The 24064-nt window shown below is 41.6% G+C and carries 17 protein-coding genes; 11 read left to right on the top strand and 6 right to left on the bottom strand.

Features of this window, described 5'->3' with window-relative positions; translation table 11 throughout:
- The first annotated feature begins 38 nt into the window (after nt 1-38).
- Together FY557_RS00995 and FY557_RS00990 are read left to right on the top strand one after the other, a co-directional pair.
- Complete coding sequence (locus FY557_RS00995; protein ID WP_149245429.1) at nt 39-3248, top strand: fibronectin type III domain-containing protein; 3210 nt, start codon at nt 39-41, stop codon at nt 3246-3248.
- A 135-nt stretch (nt 3249-3383) separates the two neighbouring features.
- The gene (locus FY557_RS00990) at nt 3384-5354 is read left to right on the top strand and encodes a T9SS type A sorting domain-containing protein (protein ID WP_149245428.1); all 1971 of its coding nucleotides are present in this window, start codon (nt 3384-3386) and stop codon (nt 5352-5354) included.
- A gap of 206 nt (nt 5355-5560) precedes the next feature.
- Here the strand turns inward: FY557_RS00990 and FY557_RS19990 are convergent, their stop codons facing one another.
- Together FY557_RS19990 and FY557_RS00985 are read right to left on the bottom strand one after the other, a co-directional pair.
- A complete protein-coding gene (locus FY557_RS19990; protein WP_185151620.1) occupies nt 5561-5719 on the bottom strand; it encodes a hypothetical protein in 159 nt (52 codons plus the stop codon).
- Nucleotides 5720-5761: 42 nt separating this feature from the next.
- Entirely contained in the window at nt 5762-6589 is an 828-nt protein-coding gene (locus FY557_RS00985) for an ion transporter (protein ID WP_149245427.1), read from the bottom strand.
- Nucleotides 6590-6806: 217 nt separating this feature from the next.
- On the opposite strand from FY557_RS00985, the gene FY557_RS00980 reads away from it, so the two are divergent.
- Nucleotides 6807-7904, top strand: coding sequence for a Nif3-like dinuclear metal center hexameric protein (locus FY557_RS00980; protein ID WP_149245426.1), 1098 nt, complete (start codon nt 6807-6809; stop codon nt 7902-7904).
- 3 nt (nt 7905-7907) lie between these two features.
- A complete protein-coding gene (locus FY557_RS00975; protein ID WP_149245425.1) occupies nt 7908-8684 on the top strand; it encodes a zinc ribbon domain-containing protein in 777 nt (258 codons plus the stop codon).
- 252 nt (nt 8685-8936) lie between these two features.
- Here the strand turns inward: FY557_RS00975 and FY557_RS00970 are convergent, their stop codons facing one another.
- The gene (locus tag FY557_RS00970; protein ID WP_149245424.1) at nt 8937-10715 is read right to left on the bottom strand and encodes an AMP-dependent synthetase/ligase; all 1779 of its coding nucleotides are present in this window, start codon (nt 10713-10715) and stop codon (nt 8937-8939) included.
- A gap of 251 nt (nt 10716-10966) precedes the next feature.
- Between FY557_RS00970 and FY557_RS00965 the strand changes: the two genes are divergently transcribed.
- The gene (locus tag FY557_RS00965) at nt 10967-12106 is read left to right on the top strand and encodes an acyl-CoA dehydrogenase (protein ID WP_149245423.1); all 1140 of its coding nucleotides are present in this window, start codon (nt 10967-10969) and stop codon (nt 12104-12106) included.
- 479 nt (nt 12107-12585) lie between these two features.
- Here the strand turns inward: FY557_RS00965 and FY557_RS00960 are convergent, their stop codons facing one another.
- The 3 genes from FY557_RS00960 to FY557_RS00950 all read right to left on the bottom strand — a co-directional run bounded on the left by FY557_RS00960 (nt 12586) and on the right by FY557_RS00950 (nt 17393).
- Nucleotides 12586-13518 (bottom strand): DUF4349 domain-containing protein, encoded by a 933-nt coding sequence (locus FY557_RS00960; protein WP_149245422.1) that lies wholly within the window; start codon nt 13516-13518, stop codon nt 12586-12588.
- Between the two features lie 830 nt (nt 13519-14348).
- A complete protein-coding gene (locus FY557_RS00955) occupies nt 14349-15944 on the bottom strand; it encodes a peptide chain release factor 3 (RefSeq protein ID WP_149245421.1) in 1596 nt (531 codons plus the stop codon).
- Nucleotides 15945-16205: 261 nt separating this feature from the next.
- Nucleotides 16206-17393 (bottom strand): MFS transporter, encoded by a 1188-nt coding sequence (locus FY557_RS00950; RefSeq protein ID WP_149245420.1) that lies wholly within the window; start codon nt 17391-17393, stop codon nt 16206-16208.
- A 156-nt stretch (nt 17394-17549) separates the two neighbouring features.
- On the opposite strand from FY557_RS00950, the gene FY557_RS00945 reads away from it, so the two are divergent.
- The 6 genes from FY557_RS00945 to FY557_RS00920 all read left to right on the top strand — a co-directional run bounded on the left by FY557_RS00945 (nt 17550) and on the right by FY557_RS00920 (nt 23953).
- Nucleotides 17550-18377 carry a CPBP family intramembrane glutamic endopeptidase gene (locus FY557_RS00945; RefSeq protein ID WP_149245419.1) on the top strand — a complete coding sequence of 276 codons (828 nt, stop codon included), beginning with the start codon at nt 17550-17552 and terminating at the stop codon, nt 18375-18377.
- Between the two features lie 102 nt (nt 18378-18479).
- Nucleotides 18480-19091 carry an RdgB/HAM1 family non-canonical purine NTP pyrophosphatase gene (gene rdgB / locus FY557_RS00940; protein WP_185151619.1) on the top strand — a complete coding sequence of 204 codons (612 nt, stop codon included), beginning with the start codon at nt 18480-18482 and terminating at the stop codon, nt 19089-19091.
- Nucleotides 19092-19166: 75 nt separating this feature from the next.
- Nucleotides 19167-20081, top strand: coding sequence for a ribonuclease Z (locus tag FY557_RS00935; RefSeq protein WP_149245418.1), 915 nt, complete (start codon nt 19167-19169; stop codon nt 20079-20081).
- 10 nt (nt 20082-20091) lie between these two features.
- The gene (locus tag FY557_RS00930) at nt 20092-20859 is read left to right on the top strand and encodes a TIGR02757 family protein (protein ID WP_149245447.1); all 768 of its coding nucleotides are present in this window, start codon (nt 20092-20094) and stop codon (nt 20857-20859) included.
- 13 nt (nt 20860-20872) lie between these two features.
- Nucleotides 20873-21403 (top strand): DUF1003 domain-containing protein, encoded by a 531-nt coding sequence (locus FY557_RS00925; protein WP_149245417.1) that lies wholly within the window; start codon nt 20873-20875, stop codon nt 21401-21403.
- Between the two features lie 183 nt (nt 21404-21586).
- Nucleotides 21587-23953: a choice-of-anchor L domain-containing protein gene (locus tag FY557_RS00920; protein ID WP_149245416.1), complete on the top strand. Its 2367-nt coding sequence runs from the start codon at nt 21587-21589 to the stop codon at nt 23951-23953.
- The last annotated feature ends 111 nt before the right edge of the window (nt 23954-24064 follow it).

The raw sequence follows: 24064 nt of genomic DNA, 5'->3' as shown, positions 1-24064 counted from the left end.
TATTACTAGCTTTATCTTACTAATTTAATTTACTCAGAATGAAAAAAATTTTACTAACGTGTTTGATGGCTTTGGGAACAGGGCTGTCCGCGCAAACCAACATTGCCGGCTATTCTTTTACTAAGAGTACAGGTACTGCGTATACCCCTCTAACGGGGGGGAGTGTTTTTGCTTCAGGAAGTTATGATGATTCCGTTTCTTCCGCAATTACCCTGAGTTCGCCTTTTCCGTTTGGCGGAACTACAGTTACAACATGCTACATTAGTACCAATGGATTTATAACTTTTGGTGCAGCACCTTTAACTTATACCTATACACCATTGTCAACTCTGGATACGGGTACTTTAGGTGCGGTTTCTGCTTTTGCGCAAGATGCAGGGCCGGATACGGCATCAAATGCAACGGCTGCGCCTGAAATCCGCTATCAGGATCTGGGAACAGAGTTTGTGGTGCAGTATAAAGATCATGCTAATTATTATAACAGATCTTCTGAAAAATTAAATTTTCAGATTCACTTGGTATATGCAACGGGTGAGATCAATGTTGTTTACGGTAACAATACCAATCCCGGCACTACATCCACTTCCGGAACAATACCCCAGGTAGGGATCAGAGGAAATTCTGTTACTTATGCTTCCAATGTTAACAACCTGATGATTAGTAATGTACCCGCCGGAACCACATGTGATTGGTCGAAAGCGGTAACAGGTACTGCCTCTGGTACCATGCTTTTTTCCGGGACTACAAATGTTAATGTTAAAATCCCTACAGGATTAAAGTATACCTGGATGCCGGGAACCCAGCTGCCGGTAAGAACTTTTACTGCTACGACAGGGGTTACAAACAGTGGGGCAACACTTACCTGGGCAGCCCCTGCCGGCGCTGCTGCTTATAATGTACAGTACAGGGTTTTGGGAAGTTGTGACTGGACAAACTTCAGCGGGAATCCTGTTTCAGCGCCTACGGTTACACTTGCGGGGCTGACGCAAAATACAACCTATCAGGTTCAGGTACAGGCTCTGAACGGTACTGTCCAGTCCATATATTCTCATATTCCTAATGCAGCAGGTACAGGAAACGGATATACAACAAGCGGGTCTTTTACAACATTAGCCAACTGTGCCAGTACAGTTACCGGACTTACATCATCTGCAGTTACTCCGGAAACAGCAACGATCAGCTGGACTGCTTCAACAACGCCTCCGGGCAGCGGATACGAGTACTACTACAGTACCTCTTCCGCTGCCCCTGCCAGTAACGCTACCCCTTCAGGTTCAACAGCTGCCGGTATCGTTACAGCTAATATAGCCGGACTTACTCCGGGTACTACTTATTATTACTGGATAAGAGGTAATTGTAATGCCACGGACAAGGGCGTGTGGTCCGGTTCCGCTAATTTTGCTACGCTTTCGTTATGCCCTACGGTGTCGGTTCCTGCAGCAGGTGCTCTGGATGTAAGTGTTACCCCTACAATAACCTGGACAGCAGTTAATGGTGCAACCAGTTATAAATTGCGGGTAGGTACTACTGCAGGAGGAACGGATGTTTTTAACAACATAGACCTTGGAAATGTTACTTCCTATACTTTTTCTTCTCCTCTGAATTTATCAACCAAATATTATTATTCGGTTAGCGGCTATACCGCAACGACGCCTTCAGTAACTTGCAGTGAGAGGGCTTTCACCACTGTATGTGGTGCAGAAAATGCGCCGACAGCTAATCAGGCTTTCTCTTCTTTTGTACCTTCATGCTGGAACTTGGCTAAAGGAGATGTGGCGGCAAATTCTACGCTGACTTATGTTACCAATAAATGGCTCTCTGAGGCAGGTTTCGGAAACACAGGGAGCAACACCGCGGTTAGAATTAATCTATACGGGACCAATACAGGTGACTGGCTGATTTCCCAACCGATCAATTTAGGCACCACCGCAGGTGCTTACAGAGTGAAATACAAAATGGCTGTTACCAATTATCTGGGCACAACTTCACAGACTACCCTTGGAACACATCTGGTACGGGTGATTATTTCTACTGATGGTGGAGCCACATGGAGCAACGCCAATGTTTTAAAAACATATACCGGTGCAGGATCTTATTCAAGCGCGGGCCAGACTGAAACAGTAAATCTTACCGGCTATAGCGGAACGGTTAAAATTGCCTTCGTAGCAAGTACGAGTTCCACTTCACCGGATATCGATTTCCATATTGATGATTTTGTGGTGGAAGCAGTTCCTGCTTGTGCGGAACCTACATCATTGATGGCGAACAGTATTACTTCCAGCGGAGCTACAATCTCTTGGACTGCTCCGGCAAATGCACCCGGCAATGGATATCAGTTGTACTACAGCACTTCAAGTACAGCACTCACAAGTACAGCTACTCCGAATATATCGGGTATCACGGGGAATTCACAGGCGATAAGCGGACTGGCTCCTGCTACGATGTATTATGCTTGGGTAAGGTCTAACTGCGGTGCGTCAACAACAAGTCCGTGGTCAAGTGCTGTTAGTTTCACTACATCATGCATTGCCACAACTACATTAAATGAGAACTTCGATACTGCCGCTACGGGAAGCCTTCCTGTATGTTGGACCAGTATAGGATCCACTGCAAGCTATGCTGCCGTTACTGCCAGCAGTGCAGTAAGTGCTCCGAACGCCTTATATATTTATACCACAGGAACTTCCACCGGTATGGCTGCTACCCCTGAGCTTTCCAATTTACAATCGGGTAACTATACGCTTAAATTTAAAGGAAGGGCTAACCTTACTGCCGGAGGAATCGTCCAGATCGGGTATTTAACAAATCCTGCCGATACTTCTACTTTTGTAATGTTGGGAAGTTATACTGCCAGCAGTACTGCCGTTGTAGACAATTATTCACTGGATATTACAGGAGTGCCTGCAGGTGTTAACAGACTTGTATTCAAGCATACAGGAGTACCTTCAAATAGTGTGCTTATAGATGATATTACCTATCAGCTGAATCCCAATCTGGCAACTTCCGAAACTTCTGTAAAAAGCAACAGCATCAAAGCATATCCAAATCCATTCTCGGATGTGCTGAATATCTCAGATATTTCCAATGTGAAAAACATTCTGGTAACGGATGTTGCGGGAAGGCTGGTAAAAACCATAGCCAATCCTTCTTCCGAGCTTCATCTGGGAGAATTGAAACAGGGAATGTATCTGGTGATTCTTGAAATGAAAGACGGCTCCAAGCAAACCATAAAAACCATTAAAAGATAAATTTTAAGACAGACCAATTAAATATATAGCGGCTAGAAATTAGCCGCTTTTTTTTATATAATAAAATGAAAATTCGTTTTCATATTGATTTATTATTGCTAAATTAGTATCCATCACACATATACTATATAATTTATGACAAAATTTCTACTTTCATGCTTATTATTTTTAAGTATGAGTCTTCCGGCACAGATCAGTCTTGGGGCAGGAAGCACCGATGTCGGAGTTGCTCCGATAAGTACTTATTACGGCTATTCTTACGTGCAGCAGATCTTTACCAGGCAGGAAATCAATGCCAATGCGGCGGGGAATATTACCGGGCTTAAGTTTTATCTTAGTCCGTCAGCCGTTATTACGAATTCTTCGCAATGGGTAGTCTATCTGGGCACGACAACGAAATCTTCTTTCACAACAGATTCGGATTGGATTCCGTCTTCCCAGCTTACTCAGGTATTTTCAGGGGCTGTAACGAATGTAAACGGGGTGATCAGCATTACTTTGCCGACACCATTTGCGTATAACAATACTTCCAATCTTGTGGTAGCGGCAAAAGAAAATTCGCCGGGATTTAATTCGAATAACAGCCAGGAGGCGATGTATGTATATCCGGGTTATCCGGATTCAACGCTTTTGTACAGGAATGATTATACAAACCCGGATCCTGCTTCTCCGCCGGCGACGGCTTCAAGAGCAGATTATAAGTCCGTTATTACTCTTGAGGGATTATCTGTAAATTCTGTTCCAGTATGTCCTTTTGTAATCTATCCTGCTGCCGATGCCAACTACATTCCTGTGAGTTCAACAATAACATGGGTTAATGTGTCGGGGGCTACCGGTTATAAAGTTTCCATCGGAACAACACCCGGAGGAACCAATATAGCCAATCAGTTACCGGTAACCACCAACAGTTACACACCTTCTGCAGCATTGGCATTATCCACCAATTATTACCTTAAAGTAACGGCAGTAGGCTCAGGAGGAGAATCTTTGGGATGCAGTGAGAGAATGTTTACCACAGTACCGCCGGCACCGGCTAATGACGAATGTGCTGCAGCCACTACGCTTACGGTAAACCCGGATCTCAATTGCGGAACGGTAACGGCCGGTTATACGCTGGGCGCAACGGATTCCAATGTTGATCCGGCTCCTTGTTACGGTACGGCGGATGATGACGTATGGTACAAATTTACAGCAACTGATACCCGACATAAAATATCCCTTCTTAATATTGTTTCCGCCGGAACCATTAATGATACGGATACGTACTTCCAGGTATTTAGCGGAGGATGCGGGGCATTGTCGAATGTGTTTTGTTCCGATCCGGCTTCGGGCATGGTGACAGGCCTTACCGTCGGGCAGACGTATTGGGTAAGGGTGTATAGCTATTCAGGGGCAGGCACCAACCAGGGCTTCAACATCTGTGTGGGCACTTTTCCTCCTCCTCCGGCAAATGATAACTGCTCAGGAGCCATTACAGCCACAGCTTTGCCTTATACCTATGTGCAGAATGACGGGGCAGGGGCTACCAATAACGGAGGCTTTGTTGCAGCATGCACCTATCCGATGAATGACGGAACATGGTTTAAGTTCACAGGAGACGGAGATACATTCAATATTGCCGTGACGATGCCTGCCGGAAGCGAGTTTGATGCTGCACTAGGCGTATTCAGCGGAAGCTGCTCATCGCTGGTCTGCGAAGGCTATGTGGATAATGGCGGATCAGGGGGAACTGAAATCATTTCCGTTCCTACATTATCAGGAAATACCTATTATGTAAATGTCGGGAATTACAACAATTCTGAAGATGAGGCTGAAGGTCCTTTTACCATTAGCATAACCAAAGGAACATTGGGGGCGTCGGACGTAAAATCCAGTCCTAAAAATACGGTGAAGCTGTATCCGAATCCTTTCAGCAAAGTCCTGAACATCTCGGATATTTCCAATGTAAAGTCAGTATGGGTTTCTGATCTTTCGGGAAGATTGCTGAAGACCATCGATAATCCTTCTTCGGAGCTTCATCTTGGGGAACTGAAACAGGGCGTATATTTGGTAACGCTTTCAATGAAGGGCGGTTCCAGACAAACCATTAAAGCGATTAAGAAATAAAATTGATTTTATCATAAGTAAGGCGGCCTCTGTCAGGGGCCGCCTTTTTTATGTTTAATGTATTCTGATTGAAAAAAAAATTAACCCGGTTTTAGTTTGCATGAATACAAAAGTTCCGGTTCGGTTTTTTCAAAATTAAGTCTTATCCTTAAATCTGAAATTTCGTTCAGATTCAGAAAAAATCACTCTGTGATCAGCCGATGGGTTTACTTATCATTAACAGGCTGGATATCACCGGTACTGAGCCCCGAGAAAACAGCAGGGAAGAAGGTGACAAGGATAAAGTAGATAACGACCATTAATACAATTGCCGAAAACAGTACAACGACCAGCATATTCGGCTTATTTTTCTTTTTAGGTTCCATGATTCCGTAGTATTTTAATTAATAGATTACTGATGTTTTGTACTAAGCTAATTTCTTGCCACACTGCTTGCAATACCGCGCATCATCATCAATATCTTCATTTCCGCACCGTTCGCATACTTTTTCAAGATTCTGTCTCTTATTCCGCATTTCTGCCGTTACGATTCCCGTAGGTACGGCAATGATCGAATAACCGGCCAGCATCAGGACTACGGCAAAGAATTTTCCCAATGGTGTAATGGGAGAGACGTCACCGTATCCTACCGTTGTTACCGTAACCACAGCCCAGTAAATCGATTGCGGAATAGTTTCAAAACCCGGTCTTCCGCCCTCTACCATAAACATCAGCGAACCCACAATTACTGAGAAGATGATCAGAAACAGGAGAAAGATGTATATTTTCCTGGAACTGTTTTTTAAAGCCCTTACAATAACGGATCCGTCGTTCATGAAATCCAGGAGGTTGAAAACCCGGAATACCCTCAGCATTCTCAGCATTCTGAAAATCAGGAAATATTTGGTTACCGGAAACAGGAAGCTAAGGTAAAAGGGCACTAAAGCCAGAAAATCGATAATTCCGAAAAAACTGAAAATATAACAGTTTTTATTTTTGACGACGGCAATCCGAGAAAAATATTCCGCCGAGAAAAATATGGAAATAATCCATTCCAGGATAATAAAAGTATAATGAAATCTTTTATCCAGCTTCGGAATGCTTTCCATCATAATGATGAATGTGCTGATAAGGATCAGTATAAGCAGTGTGATATCAAAAAGTTTCCCGAGCTTCGTGTCGGATCTGTAGATAATCCTGTACAGGTGTCTTTTCCAGAGCTGATCTCCGGGAATCAGCTGATGTTCCCTTTCCATTTAATTATTGTTTATCATAACGAAGTTAATCATTTTTCATGTGGAACTTTATGAACCTGCCGGTATTAATTTTTAAAGCCGGTCCCTGTGGTGTTTACAAACTTTTTCTTCATATATAAATCAGTTATCTTTATCTTTCCCGATCTGAAATAACCGCTATAAGGATTATTTCTCCCATAAAAATTTAATATCTTCGCCTTACTACAAATTTTAAATCATGAAACTGAAAACGGTAATTTCAAAAATTGAGGAACGGATTAAAATAAGCCAGGCGGAAGATTTCGATAACGTAGGATTGCTGTGCGGATCCTGGGACCGTGATGTAAGCGGAATCCTGGTCTGCCACGATGCACTGGAACAGGTGGTGGAAGAGGCTCTCCTAAAGAACTGTAACCTGATCGTATGTTTTCACCCGATTATTTTTTCGGGACTGAAATCGCTTACCGGAAAAAATTATGTGGAAAGAGCTGTTATTAAGGCTATTGAAAATAAAATCGCTATTTACGCGGTACACACGGCTTTTGATAATGATTTCTTCGGCGTCAACCGGGGGATCTGTGATCAGCTGGGATTAAAAAACCTGAAAATCTTACAGCCTAAAAAAAATAACCTCAGACAGCTTACGGTTTTCGTTCCGAAGGAATATTCGGATAAAGTAAGAGAAGCACTTTTCAACGCCGGAGCAGGAAGCATAGGCTTCTATGACGAATGCAGTTTTACCATTAACGGAAACGGTACTTTCAGGCCTGTGGAAGGCTCAAATCCTTTTTCGGGACAGCAAAATGTAAGGGAAAACGCTGATGAAGACATGGTTTCCGTTATTTTTGAAGATTATAAACAAGGGCAGATTGTCAATGCCATGAAAACCGCTCATCCTTATGAAGAAGTAGCACATCAGATCTACAGCCTGGACAATACCAATCAGTATTCCGGACTTGGGATGTACGGCGATTTTGAAGAACCGATGGAAGAGAAGGATTTCCTGAAATTCGTTAAAGAAAAATTCGGATTGGAAATGATCCGGCATTCCGATTTCAATCACAAGAAAATAAAGCGGGTCGGCGTATTGGGCGGCTCGGGGGCTAGCGGCATCCGCTCTGCAATTTCCAAAAAATGTGATGCTTATCTTACAGGGGATGTCAAATACCATGATTTTTTCCTTGCAGAATCTAAAATGCTGATCTGCGATATCGGGCATTTTGAATCAGAACAATTTGTAACTCAACAATTATTTGAAATTTTATCACAAAAATTTAGTACATTTGCAATCTCAAAATCTATTGAGAGAACAAACCCGGTAAATTATTTCATTTAGAATATGGCAAAAACCAACGATATTTCAGTTGAAGAGAAATTAAGAGCTTTATACGATTTGCAGATCATTGATTCCAGATTGGACGAAATCCGAAATACCAGAGGAGAATTGCCAATCGAAGTAGAGGATCTTGAGATTGAAATCGAAGGTCTTGAAAAAAGAGCTGAAAAGTTTCATGCAGATATTAAAGATCAGGACGACCAGATCAAGACGAAGCATGAAGTGATCAACCATGCAAAGACTTTAATTGAAAAATACAAATCTCAGCAGGACAGCGTAAGAAACAATAAAGAATTTGAAGCTTTAAGCAAAGAGATGGAATATCAGGAACTTGAGATCCAGCTTGCTGAAAAAAGAATCAAAGAATTCGGGGCTAAAATTGCTCACAAAAACGAAACTTTGGATGAATTGAATTCCAAGATCGATGATCTGAAGAATCACCTGAAGTTCAAAAAAGAAGAGCTTGAAGGCCTTATCGCTGAAACCCAGAAAGAAGAAGAATACCTGATCGAGCAGTCTAAAGAATACGCTGGTAAAATCGACGAAAGATTACTGGCTTCTTACAACAGAATCAGAACCAACTCTCCAAACGGTCTTGCCGTGGTAGGTCTTGAAAGGGGGGCTCCGAAAGGGTCTTTCTTCACCATTCCGCCTCAGAAGCAGATGGAAATTGCACAGAGAAAGAAAATCATTATCGATGAACATTCCGGTAAAATCCTTGTGGACGATGAACTTGTAATGGAAGAAAACGAAAGAATGAATGCTGTAATTAAGTTCTAATTTAATTACGATTTAAAAATACAAAGCTGCTTCAATTGAAGCAGCTTTTTGTTTTTAGGATATATTCTTATTGTCATTCCGTAAGAATCTAGGCCTGAATCTTTCTATAAGATATTCCGATACTACGGTTGGATCCCTACAGGATAGCAACCCGGATGTTATCATAATATTACAAAGCTTAGCATAAAAAAAGCTTAAGGTATAAATATTCTTCAATCACAAGAAAACCGCTTCAAAAGAAGCGGCTGTATCTTATTCGTGATGTTCGTACATCTTATTGTAAAGACTCATGAATCTTTCTTTGATGGCTTTTCTCTTCAGCTTCAGCGTAGGCGTTAAGAGTCCGGTATCAACTGCCCAGATTTCCGGGGTCAGCTCGATTTTTTTAATCTGCTCCCAGTTTCCGAGGTGCTCATTGATGCCGTCGATCTCTTTCTTGATCCGGTTTTTCAGTTCGGCACTTTTTGCAATTTCCTGCGGGGTAGTACCGATGTTCAGGTTGTTTCTTGAAGCCCAGCTCTTGGCAAACTCAAAATCGGGCTGGATAAGTGCGCAGGGCATTTTCTCGCCGTCACCCACCACCATGATCTGTTCGATAAATTTGGAAGCTTTTGCCTGGTTTTCAATGGTCTGCGGAGCGATATATTTTCCTCCTGATGTTTTGAACATTTCCTTTTTACGGTCGGTAATCTGTAAAAAACCGTCGCTGTCGAGGTGTCCGATGTCTCCGGTCCTGAAATAGCCTTCTTCGGTAAATGCTTCTTTGGACATTTCTTCATTTTTAAAATACCCTTTGAAAACAGAAGGGCCCTTTACCGTAATTTCACCGTCTGCCTGAATCTTAACGTCAAGATTATCAAGTGGTAAACCTACCGTTCCGATTTTTATTTTTTCAAAGCTGTTCACAGAGATTACCGGTGAAGTTTCCGTAAGCCCGTAACCTTCAAGAATCGGAATCCCGGCGTTCTGGAACATCAGGTTTAGTCTTGTCGATAAGGCTGCTGATCCTGAAACCAGGGTAACGATTTCACCGCCAAGGCCTTCTCTCCATTTTTTAAATACCAGTTTATCGGCAATAATTTCCTTCAATCCCGATGGCTTGGAAATGGTTTTCTTTTTGGAAATCAGATCCAGTGCCCAGAAGAATATTTTCTGCTTCAGACCTCCGGCAGAAGAACCGGTAGCATAGATCTTATCATACACTTTTTCCACCAGCCTCGGTACGACACTCATATAGTGAGGTTTTACTTCTTTTACATTTTCACCCATCTTTTCAATACTTTCTGCGAAATAGATCGAAAAACCGTTGTACTGGAAAAGATAGAAAAGCATTCTCTCGAAAATATGGCAGATCGGCAGAAAACTCAGTACCCTTGTATCTTTATAGTCCAGGCTTTTTTTCTTCGGAATTCTCGGTACGGAACCCAGCACGTTGGAAACGATATTGTGATGGGTAAGCATTACCCCTTTCGGTTTTCCGGTAGTTCCGGATGTATAGATGATGGTGGCCAGATCTTCGGAATTGATGGCTTTGGCCAGATCTTCCACTTCAATCTGGGTAGAATCGTCTTCACCAAGGTCTACAATTTCTTTCCAGTTAGCTGCTCCGGTAATGCTGTCGAAGGTAAAAATTCCCTGTAATGATGGAATATTGTGCTTTACTTTCACCACTTTACTCAGAAGTTCCTTATCGGAAACGAAGCAGTATTTTATTTCTGCATTATTAAAGATAAATTCATAATCTTCAGGCGAAATATTCGGATATACAGGAACCGAAACCACGCCGATCTGTGATAATCCCAAATCCATGATTGCCCATTCGGTACGCGAATTCGTAGTAATTAAAGCGATTTTATCACCGGGTTTTATCCCAAGCTTCAAAAGTCCTCTTGAAATTTTGTTGGCCTGATTAATGAATTCCTGCGTAGACGTTTTTTTCCACTCTCCATGATCCTTCGTCACAAACATATCCTGCTTGGGATATTTCTCTAAAGCATAGTGTGGTATATCGAATAATCTTTTGATTGCCATGACTCTTATTATATAATTTTAATAATTTTAATAATTTTAAATATAAGAATTTTTTTTAATTGAGGAAATTATAAATGTTAATTAGAAATTAATAAAATGTATGTCGTAATATATTTAATAATTCAAACTTAACTTATATATGATGAATATTTAAAAATGAATGTTTTTAATTGCCATACTCTAATTTATCATTCTGTTTTCAGATTTGGCCAAAAAGTGTAAATTAGCGACCATCTAATTATTATTTTTTTATGGACTTTAATTTATCAGAAGAACAGCTGATGATTCAGCAGGCAGCAAGGGATTTTGCTCAGAACGAACTATTACCGGAGGTAATCGAGAGAGACCGCGACCAGAAGTTTCCTGCCGAACAGGTAAAGAAAATGGGGGAAATGGGTCTTTTGGGAATGATGGTGGATCCTAAATACGGAGGTGCCGGAATGGACAGTGTTTCTTACGTTTTGGCCATGGAGGAGATCGCTAAGATCGATGCTTCTGCCGCTGTGGTAATGTCCGTAAATAATTCATTGGTTTGTGCTGGTCTTGAAAAATTTGCTTCCGAAGAGCAGAAGGTGAAATACCTTACGCCACTGGCAAGCGGACAGGTAATCGGAGCATTTGCATTATCGGAGCCTGAAGCGGGTTCGGATGCAACTTCACAGAAAACAACCGCTGAAGACAGAGGAGATTATTATTTGTTAAACGGAATCAAGAACTGGATCACGAATGGTGGAACGGCTACGTACTATATCGTGATCGCCCAGACGGATCCTGAGAAAAAGCATAAAGGAATCAACGCGTTTATCGTGGAAAGAGGCTGGGAAGGTTTTGAGATCGGACTCAAAGAAGACAAACTGGGAATCAGAGGAAGCGATACGCATTCTTTGATCTTCAATAACGTAAAGGTACCGAAAGAAAACAGAATCGGGGAAGACGGGTTCGGATTCAATTTTGCCATGGCCGTATTGAACGGCGGAAGAATCGGGATTGCCTCCCAGGCATTGGGAATTGCTTCAGGAGCATACGAGCTGGCATTGAAATATGCAAAAACGAGAAAAGCCTTCAGAACGGAAATCATCAACCACCAGGCAATTGCTTTCAAGCTGGCAGATATGGCAACCCAGATTACGGCGGCAAGAATGCTTTGCTACAAAGCGGCCGTAGAAAAAGATGCCGGAAAAGATATTTCTGAAAGCGGTGCGATGGCTAAGCTTTACGCTTCTCAGGTAGCTATGGATACCACAATTGAAGCTGTACAGATCCACGGAGGATACGGGTATGTGAAAGAATACCATGTGGAAAGAATGATGAGGGATGCGAAAATCACCCAGATCTATGAAGGAACTTCCGAGATCCAGAAGATCGTTATCTCAAGAAGCATTGCAAAGTAATTGCTTAATTATACAAAAATAGTAAAAGGCTCTCAGATTTGAGAGCCTTTTTACATTCACACGAACCACAAAATATTAATAATATATATCTTTTATTTTAAAATCAAATTTGATCAGCTTTATCTATTGGATAGTCATTTTCACCGAAGGTTAAATTTTATTTAAAATTATTTTCAGTTTCTATTTCTGATAACGAAGTAAAATTAAGCATAAGAATTTTTCAGAAAACGGATTTTCAATTAAAATATTATTAAAATAATATAAGTTTGATTTAAAAATTAGTATAATATTAATACAAAGGGACACTGTAGTTCTGAACCGGCCGGGAAAACTTATCTGTTTAAGTAAATTCGATAGGCTGTAATGCTAATAAAAACTTCCAGCCTCAGCTTCCCTCTTCCAGCGGATTGACCTGATTTTTTCTTCAGGGTTTAGCCTGATAATCATAAAAAATCCATCACAGGGATGGACTTTCGCAGTTAATGAGAATCATGATGATTTGTGTTTTTAGGTCTCTTTTTATAAAAATAATACCCGATTCCTCCCAGTACGAACAAAGGCCAGAGCGGAAGGATGAACAGGAAGATCGAAGTGATGATATTCCAGCCTGAAAATACGGCGGCGAAAGATTTTTCACCGAAAGTTTCCGGCTCTTTATTCTCCGTATAACTTCCTTCTTTACCATAAAGGGTAATTTCCAGGTCGCACATCGTATTTTCTACGACTTCCTGTCCGGTAACATCAATGCTTTTATTTTCTACATCGCCCAGATTATAGCTCAGGTCATTCATCAGGTAATCAAACTTCTGAAGCGGAACCTTTACTTTCAGATAAGCCGTCTTTTTATCATCATTGCCTACCGAAATATTTTCACTCCGGATGAACCCGTCATATTTGGCAACTTCTTCCTTTACAACCTCTTTCGCTGTTTCAGCATCATTTACATTAATTTCTAATATTCCTGTTTTTACCAGTTTGTTTTTCGAAACATTCAGTTCAGTATTTACCTTTTTAGGCTGGTCTTTATAAACTATTTTTGTTTCCCGGATCACTTTCGGAGCCGGAACATTCACGACGATCTTCTGATCTTTTTTCGTTGAATCTTTCTTTTCGGTTTTGGATTCCAGTGCAACATGGGAAATTTTTTCCGAAAGGGAATCTACCATGTTTGAAGTGTTCTCGATTTTATCCTTCACTTCATTTTTGGTGTTTTCAAAATCTTTGATTCTTACACTGGCAGAATCCAAAGCCGCATCAGCTTTTTCGCTTACCCTGTTTAGTTCTTCAGATGCCTCAGAAACCGTGCTGTCTGCCGAATGAATCGTATGTTCCAGATCTGAAGCTGCAGCTTCTCCTTTTTTACACATAATGAACGTGCCTGATACCGCAACGAGTAAAATGAATTTTTTCATAACATTAATTTTTTCGATGAGGTAAAATTAGGAGCAGAACTGTTGTAAAGATTGTAAAGGAAATGTATTTCGATCGTAAAATTTTATTTAATTAAAAATCAAATCATTGTAAATGTTTTACAAAGTGTTTTACAAGAATTTTTAGGTGCAAATAAAATTTATCTGAAGCTAATGTACTTAAATTCATGTTTTGTAAACTGATAAAATGATTCTTGAAACATAGAGTTAATAAGCTGAATATAGAATGGAAAAATTTTGCGTTTTTACACATACCATTTTATAAGTTGTTGGAAAATTTAAAGACGCAAGATGATCTTTGATGAAATAACCGAGTTCAGTTTACTTGAATTTGTTACCATTATTTTCTGAAAAGCTCCTGCACAGAAATCTGGTTAATCTGCAAAATCTGCGGGATATTTTTGATGCAGAGTTTTAATTCTAATCTTCTTGTTTCAAGAAAGCAAAGAAGGAATCAACAAGCTGATTTGAAGAAGCGTACGTTTTATTCACATTGTTTAAAAACTCGTACGCTAGCTTCGCGCAGCAAATTTATTTGCCTTTGCCTCCTTAAAATAAAACGGCATCCTAAGTAATTCTTTGCGTTAATTTTAAAACGCAGCTGTTTAACAGCACAAAATTTAACGCAGCCAAATTTTCATACTGTTATTTTATTGAAATAAAATAAGCGATGTAGAACTTTATCAGGGATAAGATCCTTACGTCTTTTGCAATAGGAATACAAAAGTTCTCTTGTGGCTTTGTGTATTGCCGAAAACAAAAAATCCGCAGAAGAATTTCCGCGGATCATATTATTTAAAAAAAACTTTTAATTAAGCATTCTGAAACTCACTGATGAAATGCAGTTTCACGTTCGGGAACTTCTCCTGCGTCATGTGAATCGTGAATGAAGAGTCGGCCAGGAAAACCAGTTGGTTGTATTTGTCTCTTGCCAGAAATCTCTGCTTTAATCTCGCAAATTCCTTAAACTCATCAGACTTTTCATCGGCTTCCACCCAGCAGGCTTTGTGCATCGAAAGCGGTTCATACGTACATTTAGCTCCGTATTCATGCTCCAGACGGTACTGGATTACTTCATACTGAAGCGCACCTACTGTCCCGATGATTTTACGGCCGTTCATTTCCAGTGTAAACAACTGGGCCACCCCTTCATCCATCAGCTGGTCAATCCCTTTTGCCAATTGTTTCGCCTTAAGCGGATCATTGTTATTAATATATCTGAAATGTTCCGGAGAGAAGCTTGGAATTCCTTTGAAGCTCAGTTTTTCACCACCGGTTAAGGTATCACCGATCCTGAAGCTTCCGGTATCGTGAAGGCCTACGATATCTCCAGGGAAACTTTCGTCTACCACTTCTTTTTTATCGGCAAAGAAAGCATTCGGCGAAGAAAACTTCATCTTTTTGCCTTCTCTTACCAATAGGTAATTTTCATTTCTTTTAAAAGTTCCTGAAACAATCTTTACGAAAGCCAGGCGGTCCCTGTGCTTCGGATCCATATTCGCATGGATTTTAAAAACAAATCCCGTAAAAGTATCTTCTTCAGGCTTTACCAGGCGGGTGTCGCTTTCTTTAGGCTGTGGCATAGGAGCAATATCGATAAAGGCATCCAGCAATTCGCGCACTCCGAAATTATTCAAAGCCGAACCGAAGAAAACCGGCTGCAGATCCCCTTTCATATAATCTTCCCGGTTGAATTCAGGGTAAACCGATTGTACCAGATCCAGTTCTTCCCTCAGGGTATTGGCCGCCTTTTCCCCGATCACCTCGTCGATTGAAGAATCATTGATGTCGTCAAACTTAATCGCTTCACCTACTTTCTGCTTTTTTTCTTCCAGAAACAATTGGATGTTGTTTTCCCAGATGTTATAAATTCCCTGGAAGTCGCTTCCCATCCCGATCGGTAAAGATAGCGGACAAACCGTCAGTCCCAGTTTCTGTTCCACCTCATCCAGCAAATCGAAGGCATCTTTACCTTCACGGTCCAGCTTATTGATGAAAACCAGCATCGGAATATTCCGCATCCGGCATACCTTCACCAGCTTTTCCGTCTGTTCCTCGACCCCTTTTGCCACATCGATCACCACGATCACGGAATCAACTGCCGTTAACGTCCGGTAAGTATCTTCTGCGAAATCCTTGTGCCCCGGTGTATCCAGGATATTGATCTTATGGTCTCTGTATTCAAAAGCCAGTACGGAAGTCGCTACCGAGATCCCTCTTTGTCTTTCGATTTCCATAAAGTCGGAGGTAGCTCCTTTTTTTATCTTGTTGGATTTTACCGCACCTGCTTCCTGAATCGCGCCCCCGAAAAGCAGCAGCTTCTCCGTAAGCGTGGTCTTCCCGGCATCAGGGTGGGAAATAATCCCGAAGGTTTTCCTTTTCTCTATTTCTTTGATTAAGTCTGACATATCGTATTTTGAAGTTGCAAAAATCGTGAATTTTGTCGAATCCTGAAAATCGATTTTCGTTTAACCGCAAAAGTCGCAAAGAATTAGGTAGATCTAATACAAGTTGATGATCAAGCTTAATAAGGTATGTATAAGATTAAAATCTTTAATTTATTATGGGCTCTAAGATTTTCAGCTCCAAGGGTCAAATCACAACAGGAAAAACTTCCAGCCTCCAGTTTCCCTCTTCCAATTAAACCTGACTTCTGATTAGGATTCACGTTAAATGTGCAAATCCGATTTTCTTTTCAGCAGATACGCCAGTCCCAGCCCGATGAAAACCATCCCGGCACTGAACGGGAAAATATACACCATCCCGTAAATATCCGCCACGCCGCCGATAAGAGGTCCGGCAACGCCCAGCGAAAGATCGATGAAAAGCCCGTATCCTGCTAATGCCGAACCCTGGTTGGAAGCCGGGACGCTGTTAATGGCCACCACACCCAATGCCGGAAAGATCAGTGAAAAGCCAAGGCCTGTAACGCCGGCCCCGACCAACGCAACTTCAGGATTTGTTCCGAAAGCAATAATCAGAAGACCGATGGTTTCAACCAGCAGGCATACAATTGCTACCCTGATTCCACCGTAATTTTTAATTACATTGCTGAATATCAGTCTTCCGATAACAAAAAGCCCACCGAAAACACTCAGGCACAGAGCACCATTATTCCAGTGGAAGTAATTGTAATACAGCGTAATGAAAGTGGATATGCTGGCAAAACCCAGACCGCCTAAAGCAAGGCAGGCACCGAAAGGAGCGACTTTTCTCAATACCTGCCAGAAAGATTGGGATTCCTGTGTATTTGTATTGGTTTCGTTCTTTTTGGTCCGTGCATACAAAAATCCTGCAATTCCCATAATAATGGAAAGGATACCGATACCATACAGGCTGAAATCATGTTCGATGATGATGCCTAAAGAAGCGCCGATAGCCAGCGCCCCGTAAGAAGCCACGCCGTTGTAGGAAATGATTTTTGCCGTATGCTCTTCCCCGACCGCCATAATGGCCCAGTTGATGGGGCTTGCACCGACCAGTCCCTCCGCACAACCGGTAAGCAGGCGGGTAATAATCAGAAATATCAAACTGAGATAAGGTGAAGCTTTAAAGTAATATGCCATGATCAGGAAAATTCCGGTCAGGGAAAACCCCAGCATGCTGTATAGAACAGCCGGCTTCGGGCCCTTTCCATCGATGAGTTTTCCGGAGTATGCCCTCAGAAAAAAAGTTGAAACATACTGCAGGCTGATTACCAGTCCCGCAATTACCAGGCTGTACCCCAGGCTTTTATTGATGAAAATCGGAAGAACAGACAGTGATAATCCTATGGTGAAATATCCCAGGAAAGTAAAACAGACATACGTAAGCAAGGATAGGTTAACATTCTCCGGCCGCTTCATTACTTTATCCATATTGAAAAATTAGAAGGCAAAGTTACTTGATACAAAACAGATCCCGTGAAAAGGGATTATAAAATATATCAGGTTTTACAGGCAATTCCTTTGCCGGAATTCTCTTTTCCCATAATTTGATTTATCTTTGTTTGAATTTAAAATCATCGATACTCTATGGAAAATAAATATCCGAAGTATACTTTTACATGGATCGGAGGCCTGGTATTGTTAGCGGGATTATTTGCAGGAACCATGGCTACTTCTTTCTTTAATGTCTTCTGGATGTTTACTTTCAAAGAAAACCTTCAGTATAAAGACTGGTTTTTCATGCTGGCCAATGCGGCAGGATTCGTAACCGCCATTGCATTCTTTGATTTTTTTATCGTACGCAGAACAACGGGAAAAAAGCTGAACTTTAACTTTTCGCCAACCAACTTTTATACCTACCTACTGATCTTTCCGATGATGACCGGGATGATGTTCATTGCGGAATTCATTACTTCGCAGATCCCAACCTCGGGACCGTTTTTCGGAAAATATTATGAATTTTTCACCCGTCTGATGGAACAGCTTACCGATGATCCGGTAGTTATGATCATTACAGCGGTAATCTGCGCCCCGATTTTTGAAGAAATTATTTTTCGGGGAATTATTCAGAAAGGATTGATGAACAAAGGGGTAGAACCCTGGAAAGCCATTGGAACTGCTTCGGTGATTTTCGGGCTTGTACACGGGAATCCGTGGCAGCTTGTAGGAGCAGTACTGCTGGGCTGTATTCTGGGACTGGTTTATTACAAAACAAAATCCCTGTTGCTGCCGATTCTGCTGCATGGCTTCAACAATTTATGTTCGACTTTACTGATTACGTTTACTAAAAATGAAAGCTTCGCAGATGCTTTTAAAATACCGGAATGGATGATACTGGGAATAGGAGTTATTCTTTTTTCTTTATTCTTTTATCTTTTTATGAAAAAATATAAAGTTCATTATTCCGAAATTTAAATCTGGTACTGTTAAATTTTTGCCGCATATTTCACCAATAACATTTGTGTTATTTGTAAAAATTATTTGTGCATTTTGTGTTTAAATAAAATATAAATTAAAATGAAAACGGAGATGGAATTACTGGTTGCCACACACAACATCCATAAAAAAGAAGAGATTCAGCAGATCTTGGGCGATAAATTTGTCGTTAAAAGTCTTACGGATTATGATATACATGAGGAAATTGTAGAAGACGGCGATTCCTTCAATGCCAATGCACTGATTAAAGCCAGATACTGTTTCGAAAAAACAGGCATTCCTAGCCTTGGAGACGACAGCGGCCTGGTGGTTGAATCGCTGGACGGAAGACCCGGAATCTTTTCTGCGCGGTATGCCGGCGATCACGATTTTGCGAAAAATATCGAAAAAGTATTAAATGAAATGGAAGGGATCGAAAACAGGAAAGCTTATTTCATTACCGTTTTATGCTACTATGATGAAAACGGGGCACAATATTTCGACGGAAGGGTTCACGGTAATCTGCTGGAAGAAAACAAGGGGTTCAAAGGTTTCGGCTACGACCCGATTTTCGTTCCTGATAGATATGATATGACGTTCGCTGAAATGGATCCCCAGGATAAAAATAAGATCAGCCACAGAAAACAGGCACTGGATTTGTTTCTAGAGTTCCTGAAGAATAAAGGTCTGGCTAAGTTTAAGGAGAAAGAATGAAAAACCAACCATAGTCTGTCTCAGCCTTTACCTCAACCTTAATCCGTACCTTTGTGTATATAATAAACTATCGATTTGAGTACTTATTTAACCATATTAGGCTTTAATTCGGCAATTCCTACCGTCAATTCTTCCCCGACCGCCCAGTTCCTGGAAATGGAGGAGCGGTCTTTCCTGATCGATTGCGGGGAAGGAACGCAGGTTCAGCTGAGAAAAGCGAAGGCAAAATTTTCAAAAATCAACCATATTTTCATTTCCCATCTTCACGGAGACCATTGTTTCGGCCTGCCGGGGCTTATTGCGTCTTTCAGATTGTTGGGAAGAGAAACGCCGCTGCATGTGTATGGCCCGAAAGGAATTAAGAATATGCTGGAAACCATTTTTACGATTACGGAAACCCACCGTGGTTTTGAAGTGGTCTACCATGAGCTGGATAAGAATTATTCAGAGAAAATTTATGAAGACAACAGGGTAGAGGTCTATACCATCCCTCTGGACCACAGGATCTACTGCAACGGCTATCTTTTTAGGGAAAAGCCGAAAGACAGGCACCTGAACATGAAGGAGATTGCCAAGTATAGCGAAATAGAAACCTGCGACTATCATAACATTAAGGCAGGAAAAGATTTTGTTCTGAGCGACGGTTATGTCCTTAAAAATGAAATCCTGACTGTTGATCCGGCACCGCCGGTTTCCTACGCCTTCTGCAGTGATACGAGGTATCTGGAAAGCGTAATCCCGATTATCAAAAATGTTACCGTATTATACCACGAATCCACCTTTCTGCATGATCTGAAAGAAATGGCCGATTACACCGGACATACAACCGCTCAGGAAGCTGCAGTTATCGCTCAAAAAGCAGGGGTAGGAAAATTGATATTGGGGCATTTTTCCAACCGGTACGGGGATCTCACGGTGTTTACGGATGAGGCCAGAACAATTTTCCCGAATACTTTTTTACCCAAAGCACTGGAGCCTGTAAAAATTTAGAGATTTGATGATGAAGTTTGAAGAATTAAAAATCTTCCTGGACGAAAAAGCGGACCGGTACAACCAGCCGGAATTTATAGAATATGATCCGATCCAGATTCCGCACCGTTTTTCCTTGCAGCAGGATATCGAAATTGCAGGATTCCTGGCAGCGACTATTTCATGGGGAAACCGGAAAGCAATCATTAAATCTGCTGACAAGATGCTGGATATCATGGGGAATTCACCGTATGATTTTGTACTGAACCATTCTGAAAAAGATTTAAAGGATATTCAGGATAAAAGCATTCACCGGACCTTTAACGGGGAAGATTTTATCTATTTCATCAGGCAGTTCAACCGGATTTATACCGATAATGAAAGCCTGGAAGACCTATTTGCAGTCTATGATACGGAAACCAATTTCGGCCATGCGATCGAACGATTCAGGGCACGTTTTCTCGGAACCGAAAAACACAGAAGCCACAAGCATGTAAGTTCGCCCTATAAAAATTCTTCCACGAAAAGAATCATCATGTTTCTTCGCTGGATGGTCCGTAAGGATAAACGCGGCGTTGATTTCGGGATCTGGGAAAATATTGATCCAAAACGCCTCTCGATTCCGCTGGATGTCCATACAGGAAATATTTCACGGAAGCTTGGGCTGATTTCCAGAAAGCAGAACGATTGGAAAACTGTGGAAGAACTGGATCTGGTGATCAGGACATTTGATGATAAAGATCCTGCAAAATACGATTTTGCCCTTTTCGGCTTGGGAGTGACCAAAGAATTGCTATAAAAAACAAAACACAATGAAAAAGTACGAAGAAAAAACAGAGGCTTTAGAAAAAATTGCAAACGGTATTACCTGGTGGATCGGTTCGATACCTTCCCTGATCGCTCATACCTTGTTTTTTATTATTTCTTTTCTTTTGCCGGTGCTGCATCTGGTGGAGTTTGACAAGATGCTGCTGATCCTTACAACGGTGGTTTCACTGGAAGCCATTTACTTAGCGATCTTTATCCAGATGTCGGTTAACAAGAGTCATGAAAAGATTGAGGACATCCAGGAAGATATCGAGGACATCCAGGAAGACATCGAGGAAATCAGTGAAGATATCGAAGAGATCAGCGAGGACATCGAAGAAATTAATGAGGACATCGAAGACATCCAGGAAGATATTGAAGAGATTAATGAGGAAGAAGACGATGAAGATCACAGTGAAAGGGCTAAAAATGTGATGCTGAAAAGCAACGTAAGCTCTAATAAGAACGAAATAAAAGCATTGAAGGACAAAATTGAGGAACTTCAGAATATGATCGATGAGCTGAAAAAGGAATAAAGCATTCCTTTAAACAAAATAATATAAAAGGCTGATAAAAATTATCAGCCTTTTTCGTTTATACAGATATATTATCTTTTTTCTCCCGAATTTTTAAAGAGATTTACATTTTCAATAAAAATGAGTAGCTTTTTGGGGAAATTTTAATTAAAAAATCATTATTTTTGGACAAACAACATCAAAATGTTAAATTATAGACTAAAGAATTACTATTTTATCTTAGCATTCCTCACTTTTTCAGCACCGTTGCTGGGGCAGCGTAAAGCACCTAAGAATATTGTGACTTCGGTCAACAACAAAGCAGGTGTTTTCATAGATGTAAATGCAGCCGGTTATACACCGTCGACCTTTACTGCGGAGCAGCTGGTAAAAAATATCCTGATCAACGGCGGATCTACCTGCTCGGTTCCCAATGTATCCAATGTGACGGTAACGCCAAATCAGCCGGCTACGGACAATGACCGGTTTTGGGGATATTTTCACAAAGGAACCACTAATTTTCCTTTTACTGATGGAATTGTTTTAACTACCGGTTATGCAAGGCAGGCCGGGAACGTGGCTTCTACTGTAAGCACGGCAGTAACAGGCGCGGGTCAGGATGATCCTGATCTTTTGGCAGCAGTGCCCAATCCAAATCCCAATGATCATTATCGTGACAACGTGATGCTGGAGTTTGATTTTGTGCCGAATTCCAGCCAGGTTAAATTCAATTATATTTTCGCTTCCGAGGAATATACGGGTTCTTTTCCGTGCCAGTATTCAGATGCTTTTGCTTTGCTGATCAAACCTACAGCAGGAGGGCCATACGTAAACGTAGCCGTATTGCCGGGAGGTGCCGGACCGGTATCGATGACGAATATCCACCCGCTTATTTCTGGATCCGGAGGATGCCCTGCTATTAATGAAACGTATTTTGCAGGATATAATTCTGCTTCTAATATTGTAACCAACTACGAAGGGCGGACCATTCCTTTAACGGCTACTGCCACAGTAACCCCAGGAGTATCCTATCATTTCAAAATGATTCTTTCCGATTATAGAGATACCGCATACGATTCTGCCGTGTTTATCGAAGGAGGTTCTTTTGATATAGGAATACAGCTTGTGGATGGAAGCGGAGCGGTTTTGCCAAATTCGCTGAACGTTTGCGACAACGCTCCTCAGACTTTGGTTGCTCAGGTTTCGAATGTTACAGGCCTTACGTACCAATGGTTTAAAGACGGAGTAGCTATCCCCGGCGCTACAAGCGGTACTTACATTGCCACGGCACCGGGAGTGTATGAAGTAAAGGTAATGGTTCCGGGAAATACATGTCCTGCCTCTGCCACAGTCACCATCGTAGGAGGTACGACACCACCGGCACAGGATGCTACCCTGAAACTTTGTACGACACCTACAACACCGAATTTTGATCTTAATAACGCAACGCCTTTAATCACGACTTCTACAACGGCTGTTGTCCGTTATTATGTAAACCAGGCGGATGCTACGGCGGGGAACTCCAATTACCTTTCCGCAGCAGCCATGGGCAGCTACAACGGTACTGACGGGCAGGTACTTTATGTCGTGGTTTCCAACGGGGCATTCTGTAAAAAAATGGTTACCTTAACCTTAAGAAAAGAAGCTACTCCGGTAGCCGAGCTTACGGCGACCAGAACAAAAATTTGTCTGGGAGAATCTACAACCCTGACCGCTGCAAACGGAGCAACCTACCAGTGGACAGGTCTTACCGGAACCGGTTCTACGTATACCGTTTCCCCGACACAGACCACCACGTATACGGTATATCCGATTGGCGCACAGGGATGTAAACCGCAGCAGCCGGCTACGGTCACTGTAGAAGTAGTCCCTGCCATCAAATCCAATCTTTCGGGCGGAATGATTTGCCAGGGAGATGCGATTACCTTAGATGCAGGCGCAGGACCGAATTACGTTTACCTGTGGAATACGGGAGCTACAACACAGACCATCTCTGCCAATACACCGGGAACTTATAAAGTTACCATTACCAACGGGGTCTGTTCAAAAGATTTTACAACGCAGGTCATCCAGGCGATTATTCCGGAAATCATTAACGTAAATTATAATGAAAACGGGACAATGATTATCACGGCAAGCAATCCGAGCAACGGAGCACTGGAATATTCCATCGATAACGGCCTGACCTGGCAGAATTCAAATACCTTTACCAATGTTCCGAGAAATAAAGTGGTTTCCATCAGGGTACGGGTAAAGAAAACAAGCTGTGTAGGCTTCCTGGAATATTTTACTTTCGTGATGCAGAACGTCATTACGCCGAACGGTGATAACATTAATGATATTATCGATTTCAGGGGCGTGAATGATAATAAAGATTTTAAAGCTTCCATCTTCGACCGTTATGGAAAAGAAGTATACCGCGAAAGCAAGCTGCAGCCTTATTGGGACGGATATTTCCAGGGCAAACGCCTTAATACCGCTTCATACTGGTATCAGGTAAGTTTCGAAGATCCTGCCAGTAAAAAGCCGGTGGTGAAAACCGGATGGATTCTGCTGAAGAATTTTGAATAATATTTTAATGATATCTGGAAAAGGCCGACAATTTGTCGGCCTTTTTCTCGTTTTAAAAGAATGAAAATTAATCTTTTTACGATAAATTTAATTGTATTAGTGATAATGCAA

The organism is Chryseobacterium sp. SN22 (assembly GCF_008329705.1).
In the GTDB taxonomy this organism is placed as follows: Bacteria; Bacteroidota; Bacteroidia; order Flavobacteriales; family Weeksellaceae; genus Chryseobacterium.
The sequence above is the reverse complement of the archived record's forward strand: the minus strand, read 5'-3'. Positions and strand labels throughout refer to the sequence as shown.

Coding starts and splice junctions, on each gene's coding strand:
- FY557_RS00990 (WP_149245428.1), top strand. CDS start 3,384: ATGACAAAATTTCTACTTTCATGCTTATTATTTTTAAGTATGAGTCTT.
- FY557_RS00955 (WP_149245421.1), bottom strand. CDS start 15,944: ATGTCAGACTTAATCAAAGAAATAGAGAAAAGGAAAACCTTCGGGATT.
- FY557_RS00930 (WP_149245447.1), top strand. CDS start 20,092: ATGAAGTTTGAAGAATTAAAAATCTTCCTGGACGAAAAAGCGGACCGG.
- FY557_RS19990 (WP_185151620.1), bottom strand. CDS start 5,719: ATGGAACCTAAAAAGAAAAATAAGCCGAATATGCTGGTCGTTGTACTG.
- rdgB (WP_185151619.1), top strand. CDS start 18,480: ATGAAAACGGAGATGGAATTACTGGTTGCCACACACAACATCCATAAA.
- FY557_RS00920 (WP_149245416.1), top strand. CDS start 21,587: ATGTTAAATTATAGACTAAAGAATTACTATTTTATCTTAGCATTCCTC.
- FY557_RS00980 (WP_149245426.1), top strand. CDS start 6,807: ATGAAACTGAAAACGGTAATTTCAAAAATTGAGGAACGGATTAAAATA.
- FY557_RS00965 (WP_149245423.1), top strand. CDS start 10,967: ATGGACTTTAATTTATCAGAAGAACAGCTGATGATTCAGCAGGCAGCA.
- FY557_RS00975 (WP_149245425.1), top strand. CDS start 7,908: ATGGCAAAAACCAACGATATTTCAGTTGAAGAGAAATTAAGAGCTTTA.
- FY557_RS00925 (WP_149245417.1), top strand. CDS start 20,873: ATGAAAAAGTACGAAGAAAAAACAGAGGCTTTAGAAAAAATTGCAAAC.
- FY557_RS00945 (WP_149245419.1), top strand. CDS start 17,550: ATGGAAAATAAATATCCGAAGTATACTTTTACATGGATCGGAGGCCTG.
- FY557_RS00950 (WP_149245420.1), bottom strand. CDS start 17,393: ATGGATAAAGTAATGAAGCGGCCGGAGAATGTTAACCTATCCTTGCTT.
- FY557_RS00970 (WP_149245424.1), bottom strand. CDS start 10,715: ATGGCAATCAAAAGATTATTCGATATACCACACTATGCTTTAGAGAAA.
- FY557_RS00995 (WP_149245429.1), top strand. CDS start 39: ATGAAAAAAATTTTACTAACGTGTTTGATGGCTTTGGGAACAGGGCTG.
- FY557_RS00960 (WP_149245422.1), bottom strand. CDS start 13,518: ATGAAAAAATTCATTTTACTCGTTGCGGTATCAGGCACGTTCATTATG.
- FY557_RS00985 (WP_149245427.1), bottom strand. CDS start 6,589: ATGGAAAGGGAACATCAGCTGATTCCCGGAGATCAGCTCTGGAAAAGA.